This window comes from Sphingobacterium daejeonense (assembly GCF_901472535.1).
In the GTDB taxonomy this organism is placed as follows: domain Bacteria; phylum Bacteroidota; class Bacteroidia; order Sphingobacteriales; family Sphingobacteriaceae; genus Sphingobacterium; species Sphingobacterium daejeonense.
Map to the genome: position 1 here is coordinate 3,870,378 of NZ_LR590470.1, position 17,814 is coordinate 3,888,191.

At 37.1% G+C, this 17,814-nt stretch carries 19 protein-coding genes and 1 pseudogene; 12 read left to right on the top strand and 8 right to left on the bottom strand.

The window, feature by feature from the left end; translation table 11 throughout:
* Nucleotides 1-167 precede the first annotated feature (167 nt).
* The 8 genes from FGL31_RS18540 (at nt 168) to FGL31_RS26655 (ending at nt 3,991) form a co-directional block, all read left to right on the top strand.
* Nucleotides 168-401: a glutaredoxin family protein gene (locus FGL31_RS18540; protein WP_099369994.1), complete on the top strand. Its 234-nt coding sequence runs from the start codon at nt 168-170 to the stop codon at nt 399-401.
* A 23-nt stretch (nt 402-424) separates the two neighbouring features.
* Entirely contained in the window at nt 425-832 is a 408-nt protein-coding gene (nrdI, locus tag FGL31_RS18545; protein ID WP_099369993.1) for a class Ib ribonucleoside-diphosphate reductase assembly flavoprotein NrdI, read from the top strand.
* On the top strand, nt 792-1,325 hold the full coding sequence (locus FGL31_RS26630; RefSeq protein ID WP_232046951.1) for a ribonucleotide reductase N-terminal alpha domain-containing protein: 534 nt from the start codon (nt 792-794) through the stop codon (nt 1,323-1,325). Before nrdI ends, FGL31_RS26630 begins: the two co-directional genes overlap by 41 nt.
* Nucleotides 1,312-2,658, top strand: a complete 1,347-nt coding sequence (locus tag FGL31_RS26635) for a ribonucleoside-diphosphate reductase subunit alpha (RefSeq protein ID WP_232046952.1) — start codon at nt 1,312-1,314, stop codon at nt 2,656-2,658. Before FGL31_RS26630 ends, FGL31_RS26635 begins: the two co-directional genes overlap by 14 nt.
* 68 nt (nt 2,659-2,726) lie before the next feature.
* The gene (locus FGL31_RS26640) at nt 2,727-2,900 is read left to right on the top strand and encodes a ribonucleotide reductase barrel domain-containing protein (RefSeq protein ID WP_262709262.1); all 174 of its coding nucleotides are present in this window, start codon (nt 2,727-2,729) and stop codon (nt 2,898-2,900) included.
* 102 nt (nt 2,901-3,002) lie between these two features.
* Entirely contained in the window at nt 3,003-3,386 is a 384-nt protein-coding gene (locus FGL31_RS26645; protein WP_232046953.1) for a ribonucleotide-diphosphate reductase subunit beta, read from the top strand.
* Nucleotides 3,346-3,765, top strand: a complete 420-nt coding sequence (locus tag FGL31_RS26650) for a ribonucleotide-diphosphate reductase subunit beta (protein WP_232046954.1) — start codon at nt 3,346-3,348, stop codon at nt 3,763-3,765. Before FGL31_RS26645 ends, FGL31_RS26650 begins: the two co-directional genes overlap by 41 nt.
* 40 nt (nt 3,766-3,805) lie before the next feature.
* Complete coding sequence (locus FGL31_RS26655) at nt 3,806-3,991, top strand: hypothetical protein (RefSeq protein ID WP_232046955.1); 186 nt, start codon at nt 3,806-3,808, stop codon at nt 3,989-3,991.
* A gap of 147 nt (nt 3,992-4,138) precedes the next feature.
* Here the strand turns inward: FGL31_RS26655 and FGL31_RS26660 are convergent, their stop codons facing one another.
* The 8 genes from FGL31_RS26660 to FGL31_RS18585 form a co-directional block, all read right to left on the bottom strand.
* Complete coding sequence (locus tag FGL31_RS26660; RefSeq protein ID WP_232046956.1) at nt 4,139-4,708, bottom strand: RagB/SusD family nutrient uptake outer membrane protein; 570 nt, start codon at nt 4,706-4,708, stop codon at nt 4,139-4,141.
* Nucleotides 4,644-5,774: a RagB/SusD family nutrient uptake outer membrane protein gene (locus tag FGL31_RS18560; protein ID WP_232046957.1), complete on the bottom strand. Its 1,131-nt coding sequence runs from the start codon at nt 5,772-5,774 to the stop codon at nt 4,644-4,646. Before FGL31_RS18560 ends, FGL31_RS26660 begins: the two co-directional genes overlap by 65 nt.
* Before the next feature lie 12 nt (nt 5,775-5,786).
* Entirely contained in the window at nt 5,787-6,476 is a 690-nt protein-coding gene (locus FGL31_RS26665; protein WP_232046958.1) for a hypothetical protein, read from the bottom strand.
* 1 nt (nt 6,477) lies between these two features.
* Nucleotides 6,478-8,832, bottom strand: a complete 2,355-nt coding sequence (locus FGL31_RS18565; RefSeq protein WP_232046959.1) for a SusC/RagA family TonB-linked outer membrane protein — start codon at nt 8,830-8,832, stop codon at nt 6,478-6,480.
* A gap of 256 nt (nt 8,833-9,088) precedes the next feature.
* Nucleotides 9,089-10,267, bottom strand: coding sequence for a glycoside hydrolase family 76 protein (locus FGL31_RS18570; RefSeq protein ID WP_138093670.1), 1,179 nt, complete (start codon nt 10,265-10,267; stop codon nt 9,089-9,091).
* Between the two features lie 123 nt (nt 10,268-10,390).
* Nucleotides 10,391-12,106, bottom strand: coding sequence for a GMC oxidoreductase (locus tag FGL31_RS18575; RefSeq protein ID WP_138093673.1), 1,716 nt, complete (start codon nt 12,104-12,106; stop codon nt 10,391-10,393).
* The gene (locus FGL31_RS18580; protein WP_138093676.1) at nt 12,106-12,585 is read right to left on the bottom strand and encodes a gluconate 2-dehydrogenase subunit 3 family protein; all 480 of its coding nucleotides are present in this window, start codon (nt 12,583-12,585) and stop codon (nt 12,106-12,108) included. Before FGL31_RS18580 ends, FGL31_RS18575 begins: the two co-directional genes overlap by 1 nt.
* A 51-nt stretch (nt 12,586-12,636) precedes the next feature.
* Nucleotides 12,637-13,296, bottom strand: a complete 660-nt coding sequence (locus FGL31_RS18585) for an HAD family hydrolase (RefSeq protein ID WP_138093679.1) — start codon at nt 13,294-13,296, stop codon at nt 12,637-12,639.
* Between the two features lie 175 nt (nt 13,297-13,471).
* Between FGL31_RS18585 and FGL31_RS18590 the strand changes: the two genes are divergently transcribed.
* The 4 genes and pseudogenes from FGL31_RS18590 to FGL31_RS18605 all read left to right on the top strand — a co-directional run bounded on the left by FGL31_RS18590 (nt 13,472) and on the right by FGL31_RS18605 (nt 17,783).
* A complete protein-coding gene (locus FGL31_RS18590) occupies nt 13,472-14,083 on the top strand; it encodes a fumarylacetoacetate hydrolase family protein (RefSeq protein WP_138093682.1) in 612 nt (203 codons plus the stop codon).
* A gap of 1 nt (nt 14,084) precedes the next feature.
* Entirely contained in the window at nt 14,085-15,806 is a 1,722-nt protein-coding gene (locus FGL31_RS18595; RefSeq protein WP_138093685.1) for a M23 family metallopeptidase, read from the top strand.
* A gap of 12 nt (nt 15,807-15,818) precedes the next feature.
* A complete protein-coding gene (bcp, locus tag FGL31_RS18600) occupies nt 15,819-16,283 on the top strand; it encodes a thioredoxin-dependent thiol peroxidase (protein WP_138093688.1) in 465 nt (154 codons plus the stop codon).
* Nucleotides 16,284-16,312: 29 nt separating this feature from the next.
* A pseudogene (locus FGL31_RS18605) lies at nt 16,313-17,783 on the top strand (glycine--tRNA ligase).
* The last annotated feature ends 31 nt before the right edge of the window (nt 17,784-17,814 follow it).

Consider the following 17,814-nt stretch of genomic DNA (forward strand, 5'->3'; position numbering starts at 1 on the left):
GGTTGATTTTGTGAATCGATGTGGAAAAGTATCGTTACCGCCTGGAAGAAAAATAAGGGATATTTGTTCTACTTGAGAAAATAACCTTCTCATTTCAGAACGTTTTTTTAATTATCATAAAGACCAAGGCTTAAATAAGCTATAATTCTTTTTAAACATAACATACCATGGCAAGAATCATTAAATTCGAAAAAAATGACTGTGCACCATGCGCACAAGTATCGGCATACCTTGACAACAAGGGCATCTCTTACGAAACAGTTAATCCTTTCGATGAGCCGGAATTAGCTGTTAGGTTTAAAGTTCGCACAGTACCTACCGTTATCGTATTGGAGAACGATGAAATCAAAAATCGTATCATAGGATTCAATCCTGCGGAGTTGGATCAAATCGCATTGTAAGACAATCATAAACTAGATAAATTATGATTTATTTATACTATGATTCACGAACAGGTAATGTTGAGCGCTTTATCAATAAAGTCGTTCAGATTACAGGCTGGACCGCTATCCGTATCCAAGAAGGAATGGAGATCCAAGAGTCGGGCCATTTAGTGACCTATACGACCAATTTTGGTAAGGTTTCTGAAAAAACGGATGCTTTCATGAGAGAGCAGAGCCATCTTATCCATTCGGTTACATCAAGTGGTAACCGCAACTGGGGAAGAAATTTCGCGGTGGCAGCGGACAAATTATCTGAAATATTCGACATCCCAACGGCGATGAAATTCGAACTTTCAGGAACAATGGAAGATATTAATCAATTTATTGACATCATAAAAAATCAGTACTATGATAGCAAACGAGGTAGCGAAAAACTGGATATTGCTTAACAACGAAATCATGATCAAACATGATGACGAGTTCAGCTTGCACAAGGATAAGGAAGCTGTAAGGGCTTATTTCCTTGAATATGTAAACAAGAACACTGTCTTCTTCTACACATTGAAGGAGAAAGTTGACTATTTGATTGAAAACGATTATTACATCGATTTCTATCAATGGTTTACTTTTGAGCAAATGGAAGAGGTATATAACTATGTATTTGCCAAGAAATTCCGTTTCCAATCGTTCATGGCTGCTTTCAAGTTTTTCCAGAGCTACGCATTGCGTGATGACTCTGGCGAGAAATTCTTGGAACGCTATGAAGACCGCGTTGTTGCTGTTGCTTTGTTCTTGGCAAGAGAAGAAGGCGTACAGAAAGCTATCGAATATGCCGAGATCATGATCAATCAAGAATATCAGCCCGCTACCCCGACTTTCTTGAACGCTGGAAAAAAACGTTCCGGTGAATTAGTTTCTTGTTTCTTGGATGAAATTTGGTGATAACTTGAATGGTATTGGCTACGCTGTTGATTCAGCGATGAAGCTATCCTCCATTGGTGGTGGTGTTTCATTCAATATCTCGAAAATCCGTGCTCGTGGTGAAGCAATCAAAGGTGTAGATGGCCGTGCTGGTGGGGTATTGCCCATCATGAAGATCATGGAAGACACATTCTCCTATGCAAATCAATTAGGTCAACGCCCTGGTGCTGGTGCAGTATACTTAAACATTTTCCACTCTGATATCGAAGAATTCTTAGATTGTAAAAAAATCAACGTGGATGAGAAAGTTCGTATCAAATCGTTATCTATCGGTATTATCGTTCCTGATAAATTCATGGAATTGGCAGAGAAAGATGAACCATGTTATTTGATCTACCCTCACACCGTAATGCAAGAGTATGGTCAATACTTGGATGAGATAGACATGGACGTGATGTACGATGAATTGATCACCAACCCGAACGTAAAAAAGAAAAAAATCAATGCCCGTCACCTATTGGTGAAAATCGCTCAAACACAAAAAGAGTCAGGGTATCCTTATATCTTCTTTAAAGAAAATACAAACCGTGCGCATGCATTGAATGGAATAGGTAAAGTAAAATTCTCTAACCTATGTACAGAAATCATGCAAGTATCAGAAGTATCTGACATCAACATTTACGGTAAAGAAGACACTATCCGATACGGTATCTCATGTAACTTAGGTTCATTGAACATCGCAACAGTGATGGACAACAAACGAATCAAAGAAACAGTGAAAACTGCAATGAGAGCCCTTACTGTAGTTTCTGATGTAACGAACATTGAAATGGTTCCTTCTATTGCTAAAGCAAACCGTGAATTACATTCGGTAGGTTTGGGAGCAATGAACTTACATGGTTACTTAGCGAAAAGCTTTATCATGTACGAATCTACTGAGGCATTGGATTTTGCAAACATCTTTTTCATGGCCATGAACTACTATTCAATAGAAGCTTCCATGGAAATTGCAAAAGAACGCCAAAAAACTTTCGTAGGATTCGAAAAATCAGCTTACGCTGATGGAACTTACTTCGACAAGTATATCCTACAAGAATATGCTCCTAAAACTGAAAAAGTAAAGGAACTATTTGAAGGAATCCATATCCCTACTGTTCAAGATTGGGAAAACTTGAAAGCACAAGTAGCTGAGCATGGCGTTTACCATGCATACCGTTTGGCAATTGCTCCAAATCAATCTACTTCTTACATTATGAATGCAACTGCATCTGTAATGCCAATCGTAGACATTATCGAAGTTAGAGAATATGGTGATAGTACAAACCTACTACCCTATGCCATACTTGACAAATGACAACTACTTCTACTTCAAATCTGCATACGACATGGATCAGATGAAAGTGTTGAAATTAGTTTTCGGTTATCCAACGTCACATTGACCAAGGTGTATCAACTATCCTTCACACTAACTCAAAAGATTCAACACGCGATCTTGCGAAGTACTACATTTACGCACATAAGTTAGGATTGAAATCCCTATACTATACCCGTACTCGTAAATCCACAATCGAGGAATGTATTTCATGCTCTGCATAAAACAGACTCCTTAGAAAAAAGACATATAATTCAGAGAAGCTGAACTGGAAATTGAGAAATATCCAGTTCAGCTTCTTTAACTAAAAGAAACAAAGAATAGCAATGAGTAAACAATTTACAGCGGTAAACTGGAACACTCCAGACAACGATTATGCGTTGATGTTCTGGGAACAGAATATCAGACAATTTTGGATCGATACGGAATACATTCCTTCAAAAGATATTGACAGCTGGAAAGGCTTGAGCTGGGACATGAAAGAGTGTTATAAAAAAGCTTTAGGTGGACTGACACTATTGGATACCCTACAAAGCCATACAGGGATGCCAAAGATCATTGACCATATCAGCTCTTTGCAAAACAAAGCAGTTCTTTCATACATGTGTATGATGGAAGCTATCCATGCTAAATCATATTCAACCATCTTTACAACCGTTTCAACTACCAATGAAATCAACGATGTATTTGGATGGGTATCACAAAAATAAATTCCTTCAATACAAAGCTTCTACAATCGATAAGTACTACCGTGCTATTGATAAAGAAAATGTATCTGATGAAGAATTATTCATGGCTTTGGGTGCATCTGTATTGTTAGAGTCATTCTTATTCTATTCTGGATTTTTCTTGCCTTTATGGTTGTGTGGTCAAGGACAAATGGTAGCTTCGGCTGATATTATCAAAAAGATCATTGCAGATGAATCTATCCATGGTGTATTTGTAGGGCTTATCGGCCAAGAAGTGTTTGCTAGACTGTCCAACAAAGCAGAAGTAAAACAACGCTTCCTAGAGCTATTAAATGATCTGTATGAGAATGAAATCAAGTACACAGAAGAATTGTACACTGTGGTTGGTTTAAACAGCTGAGGTAAAAGAATACGTTCGCTACAATGGAAACAAAGCTTTGATGAACTTAGGTTTTGAGCCAATCTTTGAAGTAAAACAAGTGAATCCTATCGTATTGAATGGTTTGAATACAGAAACTACTCAACACGATTTCTTCTCGAAAAAATCTACGAACTACGAAAAAGCAACAGAGATCGTTCATTTGAAAAATGAAGATTTCCTATTGGATGCTACAGTAGAGATCTAATAAAAATACTCTTTGTTATAGAAAGCCTTCCAGGATATATCTTGGAGGGGCTTTTTTAATATCTATCCATTTAATACATGGTCTAAATAATAAAAACGGGCATGTACATAAATGCACACACCCGTAAAATATAACAAAGATAAATCCTTAGTATCCTGGGTTTTGTTGCAGGTTTGGATTAATTGCAATCTGTTGTTGAGGAATTGGGAACAATTCTTTATTTGGATCTCCGGTAGGTTTATGATCCCACCAAGCCGCTGTTGTGAATTTTCCAAAGCGAATAAGGTCTGTTCTACGTTTACCTTCAAAGATAAACTCTCGACCACGTTCTGCTAATAGTTCATCAAGCGTCAATTTTGCTGTGGTGTATTTGTTCGCTTCCCAATCAGCAGCTGCAAACGAGCGTTTTCTTGATGAATTGATCAAGTCAACAGCTTCTTGGTTCGCTGAGCCACCGTTTTTACGCATAATGGCTTCTGCTTTATTGAAAATTACTTCTGTCAAACGATAGATGATATAATCATTCTCTTGGTAATTATCATCTGAAAGACGTCCCGATTTGTATTTATTAAAGCGAGCACCTGAGTTTTCTTCACCTTCAGCCATAGATCCTTGTGAAGTTTTATCACCTTCACTTTCTCTACGGATGGAGTTAACAAAAACTAAAGGTTGTTTCGCATATTCTTCTGTTCCTAACACTGGAGTTTTTAGTTCCATATTTATATTGAGGACCAAATAGAAACCAATCTTTTTTACGAAGATCTTTTGCACCAAAGGCATCGAATGCGGTAGGTATTACTACAAATGCATTCCAACCTCCATACCCAACGTCCAAGGTTTCTTTCATATAGTCATATCCCATATAGAAACCACCCCAGTCAAATGTGAAACCACCTTTTCTACTAAATTGAAATTGGAATAGAGATTCAGGATTTGCACTGTTCGTATTACTAAAGATGGAATTGATATCGGCTGACAATTTAGGTGCACCACCAATACCACCACCAGTACCTTTGATAACATTATCAGCCGCAGCGATTGCTTGGTCCCACATTGGGGTTCCAGCCCATTTCTGAGCGTTCAGATAAAGCTCTGAAAGCATAGCATAGCCCGCAGCTTTATTTACTTGACCTATTGTTTTAGCATCTAGGGTAGGTAATTTAGGAACCTCAGCCTCCAATTCTGTTTTAATAAATTCAAAAACTTCTTTTCGAGGTTTTGTTTCTGGGTTTAAAGGTTTATCAGCTACTTCCACTGAAATCGGAATATTTCCCCAAAGATCTATAGCTCTCATATAATGATAAGCACGGAGTACCTTTAACTGGGCAATAACTTGATTTCTTTCTTCCTCCGTCATATCAATAGCATTGATGTCCAAGGATTCGATATCTGCAATGGCACCATTGATATATCCTATACCAGTCCACATTAAATCCCAAGAAGTTTTCCCTCTGTTTTCTGTAGCTGTCCAGGTATGGTAATGCATGCGGAAGTGGTCTCCCCCATCATAACCATGGCGTCCTTTTTGAGGCCAAGCAACCTGGTCTGCTGACAGTTCAGAATGATAATAAAAACCTGAGTTACCAGTTGGAGCCAACCATGCCTGCATATGAGTCATTGGGCGCAAGGCAGCCTGCATGACTTCCAGTTTATTCTTATAGAAACTATCTTTCTCTAAGGTGCTGTACAGATTCTCATCCAAATTGGTACAGCTGGAAAGACTTGCCGTAGCAATCATCGTTGCTACTGTAAATCGTATTGCTTTTTTATTAAATAATTTCATGTTTCTTCTCCCTTAAAAACCAATATTAAGTCCTAAAGACCAAGATTGCGTTCTTGGATAGAACCCTCTTGAATCAATCGCACCATTAAATCCTGTATCTTGCAATTCCGGATCAATTCCTGAATACTTAGTAAATGTTGCTAAGTTTCGAACGGTTAGATACACATACATATTTCTTAAGTAATCATTCTTCATATTGAAGTTGTAACCTAAAGTCACATTGTCAATTTTCACGAACGATCCATTTTCAAGGTAATAGTCAGAGTATTGAGGATCATCTTTTAGATCAGCATGCTTTCCGAAGGCAGATTCCAAAACGTTGTTTGGCAACCATTTTTGATTTCCAAAGAACATATCCGCAGTGTTCAAGATGTCGTATTTAAATTTACCTCTCAGGAATACCGTTAAATCAAGTCCTTTGTAGCTGAATCTATTTCCTAATGATGCTTGGTATTTAGGAATACCATTACCGATATAAGTTAGGTCATCATTGTTGATTTCACTTGCTGGCGCTGTTGAACCATCCGCTTTGTAGAATAACCACTTGCCTTCTTCATCCAATCCAGCATATCGCTTACCATAGAATGAACCAACTTCACCACCTTCTTCAAGTCTTACCGCATTACCTAAGTTTCCTGGTGAAGGAAGACCTCCAAATTCTAACCAGTTACTTTGGAAAATATCACTTGAAAGTTTAGTCAACTTATTTTTTTTGGTAGTTAGCTGTGAAATCAACTTGCCAAGTAAAGTCATCCTTAACAATCGGTGTACCTGTTAATTGAATTTCAACCCCTTTGTTTACTACTGAACCTACATTGTACCAAATACTTGATTGAACGTATGAAGGTAACTGTGCGTTGTATTGATAAAGTAAATCTTTGGTGTTCCTTTGATAAACGTCAATCGCACCAGTTAATCTGTTGTTGAACAAGCCAAAGTCCAAACCAATGTTTGTTTCTGCTTTTTGCTCCCATTTCAAATCAGGGTTCGGGTTTGTATTCACACCATATGTTTGGTAATAAACACCATCTTGAGGATAAACACCACCTGTTCCCAATGTAATTAATGATAGGTAGTTAGGGATACCCTGGTTACCAGTAACACCGTAACCCACACGAAGTTTTAAATCATTGACAACTTCTTTATTGGTGAAGAAGTCTTCATTGGTGATGGTCCAACCTGCAGAAACCGCTGGGAAGTTACCCCATTTGTTATTAGCCCCAAACCTTGATGAACCCTCACGACGTAAAATCGCTGTCAAAAAGTATTTGTCAGCATAGTTATAATTTACACGTCCAAAAAATGCAACTAATGTATTATCATCTTTAAATGAGTTCAACCCTGGTCTAGGTAATTTATCATTGGTGATTGCCGTACCTGATCCAAAATTCCAATCCAAAAATCCATCAGTGGTAAAACCACTATTTGACATATCAAAATATTCTAAGGTTGAGTATTGATAACTATACCCTAGTAATCCTGTAATCGTATGGTTGTCATTAAAAGTTTTGTTGTAGTCAATGGTACTTTCAAAAGTCTTGGTCCAGCTCAGTTCATTTCTTTTGTAGGCATATCCTGTACCTTGATAATTTGATTCAGGTCTTTGATCCCAATCTAACCTTGAACGGTATTGACGGCCATTCCAGTTATCACGTACGTAGGAACCGAACGCTGAAACGCTTAATTCATCGATGATTTGATATTTCAAACGTGCATCACCGGAGAAAGTCTGTTGATTTCTATCATCCAAGCGGTAAGCAAAACGACTGATTGGATTGTAGTTGTTAAATTCTTGAGTTTGGTAGTAGGTTCCATCAGGATTCATGATTGGAGCCGTTGGATTTCTTTGAACTGCTTGCTCAAAATCCGGAACGTTCTCACTATCATCCGCTTTTTTACCACCTAATAAATTTGCCTTATTAAAGTTTGCAGCAATGTTTGCTGACATGGTCAATTTATCATTGAAACCAGTTTGTGTAAAATTAATACGACCACCAAATTGATCTCTGCCGTTTTCTTTAGCTATACCTTTTGCTTGTTCATAATTAAAGGAAGCACGGTAGGTCGAGTTTTCTCCACCACCACTTGCAATAAAATTATGGAAGTGAGAGAAATTATCTTTATTGATTAGTTCATCATACAAATCTGTTGTTGCTCCAAGATCCAATTTAGGTCTGTTCATTCCTTGGACAACCTTTTCACGGAATTGTGCAGCATCCAACATTGTTGGCCTTCTATTTACAATCTCTGTTTGGCCATAGGTTAAATATTCAAACTGTGGTTTTCCGGCTTTTCCTTTTTTGGTAGTTACCAAAATTACACCACCATTACCACGGGTACCATAAATAGCTGCTGCAGAACCATCCTTCAATACATCAATCGATTCGATATCACCTTGTTTGATTAGATCTAGGCTACCACCTGGTATACCATCGATTACGACCAAAGGACTATTAGTTCCTTTTAAAGAAGCCATACCACGCAATTGGATATTAGTTCCAGAGTTTGGGTTACTACCTTGAGCCCTGGTGATATTCAAACCAGCCACTTTACCTTGAACTAATTCCATTGGGTTTCTCATTCCCCCACGGTTGAAATCTTTTTCTTTTACGGAAGCTACTGCAGAAGTAATTTCTTTACGCTTTTGCGTACCGTATCCTACAACTACGACCTCATCAAGTGATTCTGAATCGGGTGTCAAAACCACATTAGCTGTTGCTGAAGTTACCGGGAATTCTTGTGCTGTAAAACCGATGAAACTCACTTGTAGCACGTCCCCATTTTCGGCAGCAATGCTGAAGTTACCAGCATCGTCGGTTTGTGCTGCTGCATCTTTTCCTTTTACACGAATGGTTACTCCGGAAAGAGCTTCTCCAGTAGCACCATTTTTCACCGTCCCCGTAACTGTTTGCTGAAACTCAACCCTCTCAATTGACGTCTCTTCAGAGTAAGGTACCGAAGCAGCATATCCATAGCTGCAAGCCATCAGAGCAAAGCATAAAATACTCCCTCTGACAAAGCCTTTCCGATACATTTTTGAACTGTAAATGTTTGGCATGTTAATTAACGTTAATGAATAAATAATTTTAAAAGGTCTATAAACTAATATTTTACAATAAAACGTTTTAGCGAGATGTGAAAACAGAATTATTCTGCAATAACACAAATAACATAACGAAAATTTAAAGCAAATATTATCCCGTTTACAACTAGATTGATGTAAATTAGAAAAAATATGTTAAAAAACTTTAGCTGAGTGAGAAAGTTTAGTAAAAATTATTAGAAGTGTAGCTAAAACAATTAAGCTAATTGCGTTACAAAACCGAAGCTATTCTAGCATACATCTCAACCATAGCAAGCTGATCTAGTAACCATTTCTTCTTAGTCTCTTTTTGACCAGACCAGTCCTTTTGAAATAGACCATGATCATCTCTTAAATCCGTCCACGCATAGTTCAGATTATCAATGAAATTATTAAGATAAAGTGGATTTTTGTCAACATGAAATAGCTCCACATATCCCCGTAACATCACTGCTATAAACCATGCATCTGAATTCTTCAGCAACTTGAAATCTTTAGATGAATTTTCAGAAGAATGAAAGAAATAATTATATCCTGATGCAGCAATAGCTAGCGCATCATTTAGGTATTTTTGCTCATTAGTAATTTTATGCAGCAAAACTGCAGATTGTAACATTTGACCCGAGTTATAAGGAAACTTTGTTTTGTTAACCTTTCCAGATAAACTGATATTATCGTAATACAGATGATCTTCTTTGTCTTCCAAATTTTCCTTCGTCCATTGGTAAAGAGAAATAGCTTTGTCCAAATATTCTTTTTTGTTGGTCGCTTGGTAGAGCTTCAATAGATAAACTACTGCAGGAGCATTGGAACAAGTATTTTTGGATTCTTTTTTCTGTTCACACCAATAGATGCCACCACCTAATTTATCATCCATACCACTTTCTACAAATTTCCATATCTCTTCGGATTTTGCTAAGAAGGAATTGTCTTTGGTATTTAGATAAAGATCTGCGAAATCTATACCTAACCAAACATTATCATCATAAAAGCGATCAGATTGCGGAGCCGAACTTACATAGGAAGCATATCCGTATGGAGATCTTTTATCGTAATAATGTTGGAGGCCAGGCAATACAGTAGACCTAATATCTTTCAAAATAGATTTATCCTTGTTGATTTCGTACCGTGCAACCTGGGCAGATAATGAACCTGAGAATGGCCATAGGTATGAATAAGCATTTCCTTTTGAAGCTTGTTCTGGCCCCGCTAAATAACTGGCTTTGTAACTTTCATCATAGGGATAATTCTCACGTAGCAACTTCTCTCCCTTGATTCCAAAATGTTTATAGATGGAATCCAATGTTATTTTTGCCTTGTCAGCAAATCCTTTCTCGGATTTTAGTGATTGGGAAAATAACTGAGTTGTACATAAAATACAAAAGAATATAAAGATGAAAAGTCTTTTCATGATCACGGTTTTTTGATAATTATAAAAGGAACAGGGTTCCAGCAGGTTGACAGAACCTAGGATGGTTCTTATTATTAAAATCCATTGAATAAAATAATTTATTCAATGGACTATTATTTCATATTAAATATTTCCTTTTTTCAGCTCATTTACAGCATGGTCTACAGCTCTTGCCGAGAATGCCATATAGGTCAAAGAAGGATTTTGAGTTGATGTGGATGTCATACTTGCTCCATCCGTCACGAAAACATTAGGACATGCATGAATTTGATTCCAACTATTCAGAACCGAGGTTTTTGGGTCCAGTCCCATTCTTGCCCCTCCCATTTCATGGATATCCAATCCAGGAGCTTGAGAGCTTTCATTTCGACGGATATTTTTGAATCCAGCCTGTGTGAACATCTCTTCCATAGTATCCAGATAGTCCTTTTTCATCTTGGCATCATTGTCGTCATAATCCACCGAAATCTTTAATAGAGGTATGCCCCATTCATCTTTTTGAGTGGCATCAAGAGCAACAAAATTTGACTCCTTAGGAATTGTTTCTCCCATCATGTGCGAGCCTACGCCCCAATTTCCAAATTTTGGAGATAGAATAGAATTTTTAAGATCCTCCCCTAAGCCAGATTCATCTGCCCACGAAGAACGATAAGCGCCGAACCCAGCTGCATAACCTCTCAAGAAATCGGTCTCTTGTTTATGAAGATTTCTAAATCTTGGAATATAGCCTCCTCCGGCAGGATTTCTACCATCGGTTTTATAATCCAAGAAGCCTTCGTACTCAGCACTTATCCTTGCGCTATAATTGTGGAAAGCAACATATTTACCCAAGGTGCCAGAATCATTTCCTAGCCCATTTTGAAACCTATTGGACTTAGAATTCAAAAGAATTAAGGTAGAATTCAATGCTGCAGCATTAATAAAGATAACCTTAGCATAGAAATCAATTTCTTCTTTAGTTTCCCTGTCAATTACTTTCACACCCACTGCTTTCCCTTTGTTTTCATCATATAAAACTGAATGAACAACAGAATTCGGTCTCATCGTTAGATTCCCGGTTTTTGCTGCCCATGGCAAAGTTGAGGCATTGGAACTGAAATATCCCCCAAACGGACAACCTCTCTGGCACAACGTTCTGTTTTGACATTGAACCCTTCCTTGATCTAAGTGGATTTGATTGGGTTTTGAAAGATGTGCACATCTCGCCGAGATAACTTTCCGCCCCGGGAATTTAGTTTCCACTTGTTCTTTAAAATATTTCTCGACAATATTCAAAGGGTATCCAGGCAAAAATTCTCCGTCAGGTAACTCAGGCAGACCATCTTTATTGCCTGATATTCCAGCGAAACGTTCAACGTGATCATACCACGGTTTGATATCTTTATATCGGATGGGCCAATCGACTGCAAACCCATCGCGCGCAGGTCCTTCAAAATCAAAATCCGACCAGCGTTGTGTCTGTCTTGCCCACAATAATGACTTACCACCAACCTGATAGCCTCTGATCCAATCAAATGGTTTTTCTTGCACATAAGGATGTTCTTTATCCTTCACAAAAAAATGTGCCGCATCTTCATGGAAAGCATAACACCTGTTTACAATAGGATTTTCTTGCTTTACAGCATAGGGCAATTCATTGCGATGTTCAAATTCCCAAGGATAAAGATTGGTGGTGGGATAATCTTTGATATGTTTTACATCTCTACCTCGTTCAAGAACGAGCGTTTGTAATCCTTTTTCACAGAGTTCTTTTGCAGACCAGCCTCCAGAAATTCCTGAGCCAATGACAATGGCATCATACGTGCGATTTTTCTCAGAATCAATATTCAAATTTGCCATTATCCATCTATCTTAAAAGCACCATTGTATCTTCCTGGCACTAATTCATAAACTAATTTATTCTTCATGACATATTCAGAGTTTTTATAGCCCTGAATTGTTCTTCTTTTCAGAATATTAAAGAAAACATCATCTTGAGGAAGAGCCTTCAAATAAGCAATTTGTTCCGCGGCAGATTTTCCTTTTATTTTTTCGGCCGTCTTGAGGCCCTCTAGAAATTTCTTCTGATCTTCTGGACTTGTGCAATCATCCAGCATTTTCATCACAAATAAGTGCAGGTTCAGGTCCTTTGCACCAGAACTATCAGTTTTGGGAATGATAGTTTCGACAAGTTCAAACAAGAAAAGTTCATCATCTGAATCAAGTTTAACGTTGTTTAATTGTATACTGGGTGCTTTTGAACTAAAATCGCAGGAAGTAGCAATCATCATACCGCCCGCGATTATAAACATTTGCTTTAAAGCTGTCCGTCTGTCCATAGGTTTATAATCTAGTTTCCTAAATTACAAATTTAACAGATAGATATTAGCTTAATTCATAGAAAGCAACGATTTTTTTACTTCTGCTAAATCGTTTAAAACTTGGTCAGCATGCGTCAACCTCTTCTTTTCTACTTCTTGCTTGGTTACTGCAATACAATATAGACCTGCCTCCTTTGCCGCCGTACAGCCCGTACTCGTATCTTCAATCACTACGATTTCTTCCTTCGGAATCATCAATTTATTCACCGCCAACAAATAAGGCTCAGGATTTGGCTTTGGTTTTTCTACAAGTTCACGAGTAACAAAAAACTTAAAATATTTCAATAGTTTATGTTCGCCCAACACAGTTTCAACAGTAGATTGAAAACTTGATGTCACTAACCCAAGTTCTTTTCCAGAATCTTTTACCGCATCAAGGATTTCCTTTGCATGTGGCATCAAACGGATATTCCGCATATTCGCTTTGGCATATCTTGAACGAGTAGCAAACCACATATCTTCCTCATCAACATTCAACTTATAGTCATTATTCAGCATCTGAACGTTTCTACTTAGGGTATGTCCAGCAAAATTAGATATCCATTCATCGAAATCAATCTTTAGTCCGTAATCATTTTCTAAAATCGGTGCCCAATTACTGAAATAAAAATATTCAGAATCAATTAATGTTCCATCCAAATCAAATAGAACTGCATTTACATTATTCATAATGCAAAATTAACCATATTAATATTAAGCCTATGTTAAATCCAAAATACTTAACATCCGCTGACAGAACTTGTAATTTCATTGTGGTTTATTTGCCATAACTTGATATACAATGGCTCTTTTCTTAAGTTTGCTATGCTCATAAAATTGCTGTGAGCACAAAAACTCAATATTTATGAAAATAATTGCTGTAGGCAGAAATTATATTGACCACGCCAAGGAACTAAACAACCCTGTACCAGAAAAACCTGTTATCTTTTTAAAACCAGACACTGCGGTTTTAAAAGACAATAAAGACTTCTATTATCCGGAATTCAGTAAAGATATTCACTATGAAGTAGAGGTGGTATTAAGAATTTGTAATGAAGGTAAACATGTTTCTAAAAAATTCGCTCACAAGTATTATGATTCCATCGGATTAGGAATTGATTTTACGGCAAGGGACCTCCAATCGGATCTTAAATCGAAAGGCTTGCCTTGGGAATTGGCAAAAGCATTTGACCACTCTGCTATAGTCAGCAATATGATTTTCAAAGAAGAATTTGATGATCTACAAAACTTAAACTTTTCATTACAAAAAAATAATGAAACAGTTCAAATAGGGAATACAAAAGACATGATTTTTGATTTTGACAGCTTAATCACCTTTGTTTCACAGTACATAACATTGAGAAAGGGTGACCTGATCTTTACAGGTACACCAGCAGGTGTCGGACCCGTAAAAATCGGGGATAAATTGGAAGGATTTTTGGAGGAAAAATCCATGTTTACTTGCCAAATAAAATAAAATGAAGAAAATATCACTTTCAATATTAATTGCTGCTACCCTAATGGGCAACTTATCTGCCCAAAATAAAGACATCATAACATCAAGAAACTATCCACAAGGATATTTTCGGAATCCATTGAATATAGCTCCTGATGCATCAGGGACATTTGGAGAATTACGTTCTACCCATTTTCATGCTGGCGATGACTACAGAACTCAGCAAAGGATTGGGCTTCCTCTGCATGCCGCTGCTGAAGGTTATGTTTCACGTGTTAGAGTACAAATTGGAGGCGGGGGAAACTCAGTATACATCAATCATCCTAACGGATTCACCAGTGTTTATTTGCACATGGACAGCTTTAATGATGCATTGACAAAAATCATCAGGGCTGAACAATATAAACAACAGAGATTTGATGTTGACATGGAATTAAATCAGGGCCAGGTAAAACTGACTAAAGGCCAATTTATTGGAAATGCAGGAAATACAGGAGGATCTGCAGGTCCACATTTACATTTTGAAATCCGTGACACAAAATCACAACATCCACTAAACCCTCAATTATTCGGACTTCATTTTAACGATAAATTTGCTCCAACAATAAACGGAATAATGGTTTATGATCTCGAAGATCCATTGTTCAATGAGAATACCGGCAGAAGGTATCAACAATTGAAAGCATTGGGATCCGGAAGATATGCGTTGGCGTCTGGAGCACCAATATCAGTAAATGGAAAATTTGGCCTTGGAATAAACACCATTGACAGACATCGTGCTGGAGGATTTCAAAATGGGGTATATTCAATCGAACTATTCTTAGATGGAAAATCGGTATCTACTGTATTATTTGAAGAATTGGACTTCAACACTTCTAGTGCAATTCATTCTTATATAGATTTTCCTCATTTTAAAAGATCAAAAGCGAAGGTTCAAAAAAGCTTTAAAGATCCAGGAAATCCAATTCAGATTTTCAAAAATCTGAACAATCAAGGAATAATGGAACTTAATGATGACAAAATTCACGATGTAAAATATGTTGTCAAAGATGTTCATGGTAATTGTAGTGAGTTGGATTTTAAAGTAAGGAACAACCCTACATACACAGCAAAGAAAAACCCAATTAAGGGAGAACTTTTTCAATATGCTAAAGACAATTCATTTAGTGCTGATGAGGTTAAAGTCGAAATTCCAAAAGGTTCTTTGTACAGCGATGTAGACTTTATTTACTCCAAAAGTGCTGCAAGACCAAACAGTTATTCATCGGTGCATCATGTTCAAAACAATCTGACTCCTTTGTTCTCTACCTATAAATTAAGTATAAAACCAACAACCTTACCGAGACATTTGGAAAGCAAGGCTCTATTAGCTTCGGTTCAAGGTGGTTCGGTAGGAGGCAAATTTGAAAACGGATGGGTAACAGTAAATACGAAAATATTCGGTTCATTTTATGTCACAGTAGATACTATTGCTCCTACGATTACACCTAGGAATTTCAGTAATGGCAAAAACGTAAGCGGACAGTCAAAAATCGACTTTACAATTTCAGACAATTTCTCAGGGATACAGTCATTTAATGCCTATATTGATGATAAGTGGGTTTTGATGGAATATGATTCCAAAAACCGACATGTGTGGCATAGGTTTGATCCATCATTGAGTAAAGGCCAACATACATTTAAATTTGTTGTAAAAGACTGGAAAGACAATGAGAAAGTCTATCAAGCAACATTCACTAGATAAAATTGGAATATTATGGCAGAATTAAAAGTTGGGGATAAAGCCCCTCAGTTCAAAGGGAAAAATCAACATGGTGAAGAGGTAAAACTTTCTGACTTCAAAGGAAAAAAGATCATTCTATATTTTTATCCAAAGGATAATACTCCAGGTTGTACCACCGAGGCATGTAATTTCAGAGATAATTACCAAAGTCTTTTGAAAGATGGTTACGAAGTGATAGGTGTAAGTATCGACAGTGAGCAGTCCCATCAAAAATTCATTTCAAAATTTGAACTTCCATTTACGCTTCTTTCCGATGAGGATAAAAAGATTGTGGAAGACTATGGAGTTTGGGTGGAGAAGAACATGTACGGAAAGAAGTATATGGGAACTGCCAGAACAACATTTATCATTGATGAGAATGGTATAATTAAGCACATTATTAAAAAAGTAGACAATAAAAACGCCAGTCAACAAATTAGAGACTTAATGGCGAAATAAGTCGCCCGAATACATTATATTTGCCCCCTATGAGCAAGCAAACAGACGATTTTTTCAAGAATATTATTTCACATGCAAAGGAATATGGATTTGTTTTCCCTTCAAGTGAAATTTACGACGGATTAAGCGCCGTCTATGATTATGGTCAATTAGGTTCTGAATTGAAAATGAACCTTAAAACATATTGGTGGAAATCCATGGTTCAATTAAATGAAAATATTGTTGGAATTGATGCAGCAATATTTATGCATCCAACAACATGGAAAGCATCAGGCCACGTAGATGGTTTCAATGACCCAATGATTGACAACAAGGATTCTAAAAAAAGATACCGTGCAGATCAATTAATTGAAGATAAAATTGACCGCTATGAAAAAGATGGCAAAACTGAAAAAGCAGCACAATTACAAAAGGACCTTGATGATGCTTTGAATGCAGATGACCTTGTACGCTTAAAAACAATCATCGAAGAGCATAATATCGTTTGGTCCAATTTCAGGAACAAAGAACTGGACCGATGTCCGTCAATTCAATTTGATGTTTGCTACCCAAATGGGAGCTATGGCAGATGGTGCTGAGCAAGTGTACCTTCGTCCTGAAACAGCTCAAGGTATTTTCGTGAACTTCTTGAACGTTCAAAAAACTGGAAGAATGAAAATCCCATTTGGTATTGCTCAAATTGGTAAAGCATTCCGTAATGAAGTAATTGCACGTCAATTTATCATGCGTATGCGCGAATTTGAACAAATGGAAATGCAATTCTTTGTCCGTCCTGGAACTGATCTAGAATGGTATCAAAAATGGAAAGAAAACCGTTTGAAATGGCACTTGGCATTAGGAGCTGACCAAAATAAATATCGTTATCATGACCACGTTAAATTAGCTCACTATGCAAATGCAGCTGTGGATATCGAATACGAATTCCCATTCGGATTTAAAGAAGTGGAAGGAATCCATTCACGTACAGATTTTGACTTGAAGCAACATCAGGAATTTTCAGGCAAGAAAATGCAATATTTTGACCCTGAAATCAATCAAAGCTATATTCCATACGTTATCGAAACTTCAATCGGTTTAGACCGTTTGTTCTTAACAGTTTTAGCCAATAGCTTGGTTCAAGAGGATTTGTCGACTGATGAAAAACAAGATTCTCGTGTTGTACTGAAATTCCATCCTGCAATTGCTCCGGTAAAAGCAGCAATTCTTCCTTTAACTAAGAAAGATGGTCTCCCAGAGAAAGCAAGAGAAATCATGGCTAAATTAAAATTGGATTACAATATCCAATATGATGAAAAAGATTCAATCGGAAAACGCTATCGCCGTCAAGATGCGATAGGTACTCCATTCTGTATTACTGTGGATCATCAAACATTGGAAGATAACATGGTGACCATTCGTCATCGTGACAGTATGCAACAAGAAAGAGTAAATATTAATGAGCTAGAAAATATCATCGGGAATTTAGTCAGTATGACAAATTTGTTGAAGGAATTAGTATAACTCATTTTATAAATAAAAAGATAACCTGCCT

What these genes read in the sequence shown, in the direction of transcription:
- FGL31_RS18540 (WP_099369994.1), top strand. Translation starts at nt 168, where the DNA reads ATGGCAAGAATCATTAAATTCGAAAAAAATGACTGTGCACCATGCGCA.
- nrdI (WP_099369993.1), top strand. Translation starts at nt 425, where the DNA reads ATGATTTATTTATACTATGATTCACGAACAGGTAATGTTGAGCGCTTT.
- FGL31_RS26630 (WP_232046951.1), top strand. Translation starts at nt 792, where the DNA reads ATGATAGCAAACGAGGTAGCGAAAAACTGGATATTGCTTAACAACGAA.
- FGL31_RS26635 (WP_232046952.1), top strand. Translation starts at nt 1,312, where the DNA reads ATGAAATTTGGTGATAACTTGAATGGTATTGGCTACGCTGTTGATTCA.
- FGL31_RS26645 (WP_232046953.1), top strand. Translation starts at nt 3,003, where the DNA reads ATGAGTAAACAATTTACAGCGGTAAACTGGAACACTCCAGACAACGAT.
- FGL31_RS26650 (WP_232046954.1), top strand. Translation starts at nt 3,346, where the DNA reads ATGAAATCAACGATGTATTTGGATGGGTATCACAAAAATAAATTCCTT.
- FGL31_RS26655 (WP_232046955.1), top strand. Translation starts at nt 3,806, where the DNA reads ATGAACTTAGGTTTTGAGCCAATCTTTGAAGTAAAACAAGTGAATCCT.
- FGL31_RS26660 (WP_232046956.1), bottom strand. Translation starts at nt 4,708, where the DNA reads ATGGAACTAAAAACTCCAGTGTTAGGAACAGAAGAATATGCGAAACAA.
- FGL31_RS18560 (WP_232046957.1), bottom strand. Translation starts at nt 5,774, where the DNA reads ATGAAATTATTTAATAAAAAAGCAATACGATTTACAGTAGCAACGATG.
- FGL31_RS18565 (WP_232046959.1), bottom strand. Translation starts at nt 8,832, where the DNA reads ATGCCAAACATTTACAGTTCAAAAATGTATCGGAAAGGCTTTGTCAGA.
- FGL31_RS18570 (WP_138093670.1), bottom strand. Translation starts at nt 10,267, where the DNA reads ATGAAAAGACTTTTCATCTTTATATTCTTTTGTATTTTATGTACAACT.
- FGL31_RS18575 (WP_138093673.1), bottom strand. Translation starts at nt 12,106, where the DNA reads ATGGCAAATTTGAATATTGATTCTGAGAAAAATCGCACGTATGATGCC.
- FGL31_RS18580 (WP_138093676.1), bottom strand. Translation starts at nt 12,585, where the DNA reads ATGGACAGACGGACAGCTTTAAAGCAAATGTTTATAATCGCGGGCGGT.
- FGL31_RS18585 (WP_138093679.1), bottom strand. Translation starts at nt 13,296, where the DNA reads ATGAATAATGTAAATGCAGTTCTATTTGATTTGGATGGAACATTAATT.
- FGL31_RS18590 (WP_138093682.1), top strand. Translation starts at nt 13,472, where the DNA reads ATGAAAATAATTGCTGTAGGCAGAAATTATATTGACCACGCCAAGGAA.
- FGL31_RS18595 (WP_138093685.1), top strand. Translation starts at nt 14,085, where the DNA reads ATGAAGAAAATATCACTTTCAATATTAATTGCTGCTACCCTAATGGGC.
- bcp (WP_138093688.1), top strand. Translation starts at nt 15,819, where the DNA reads ATGGCAGAATTAAAAGTTGGGGATAAAGCCCCTCAGTTCAAAGGGAAA.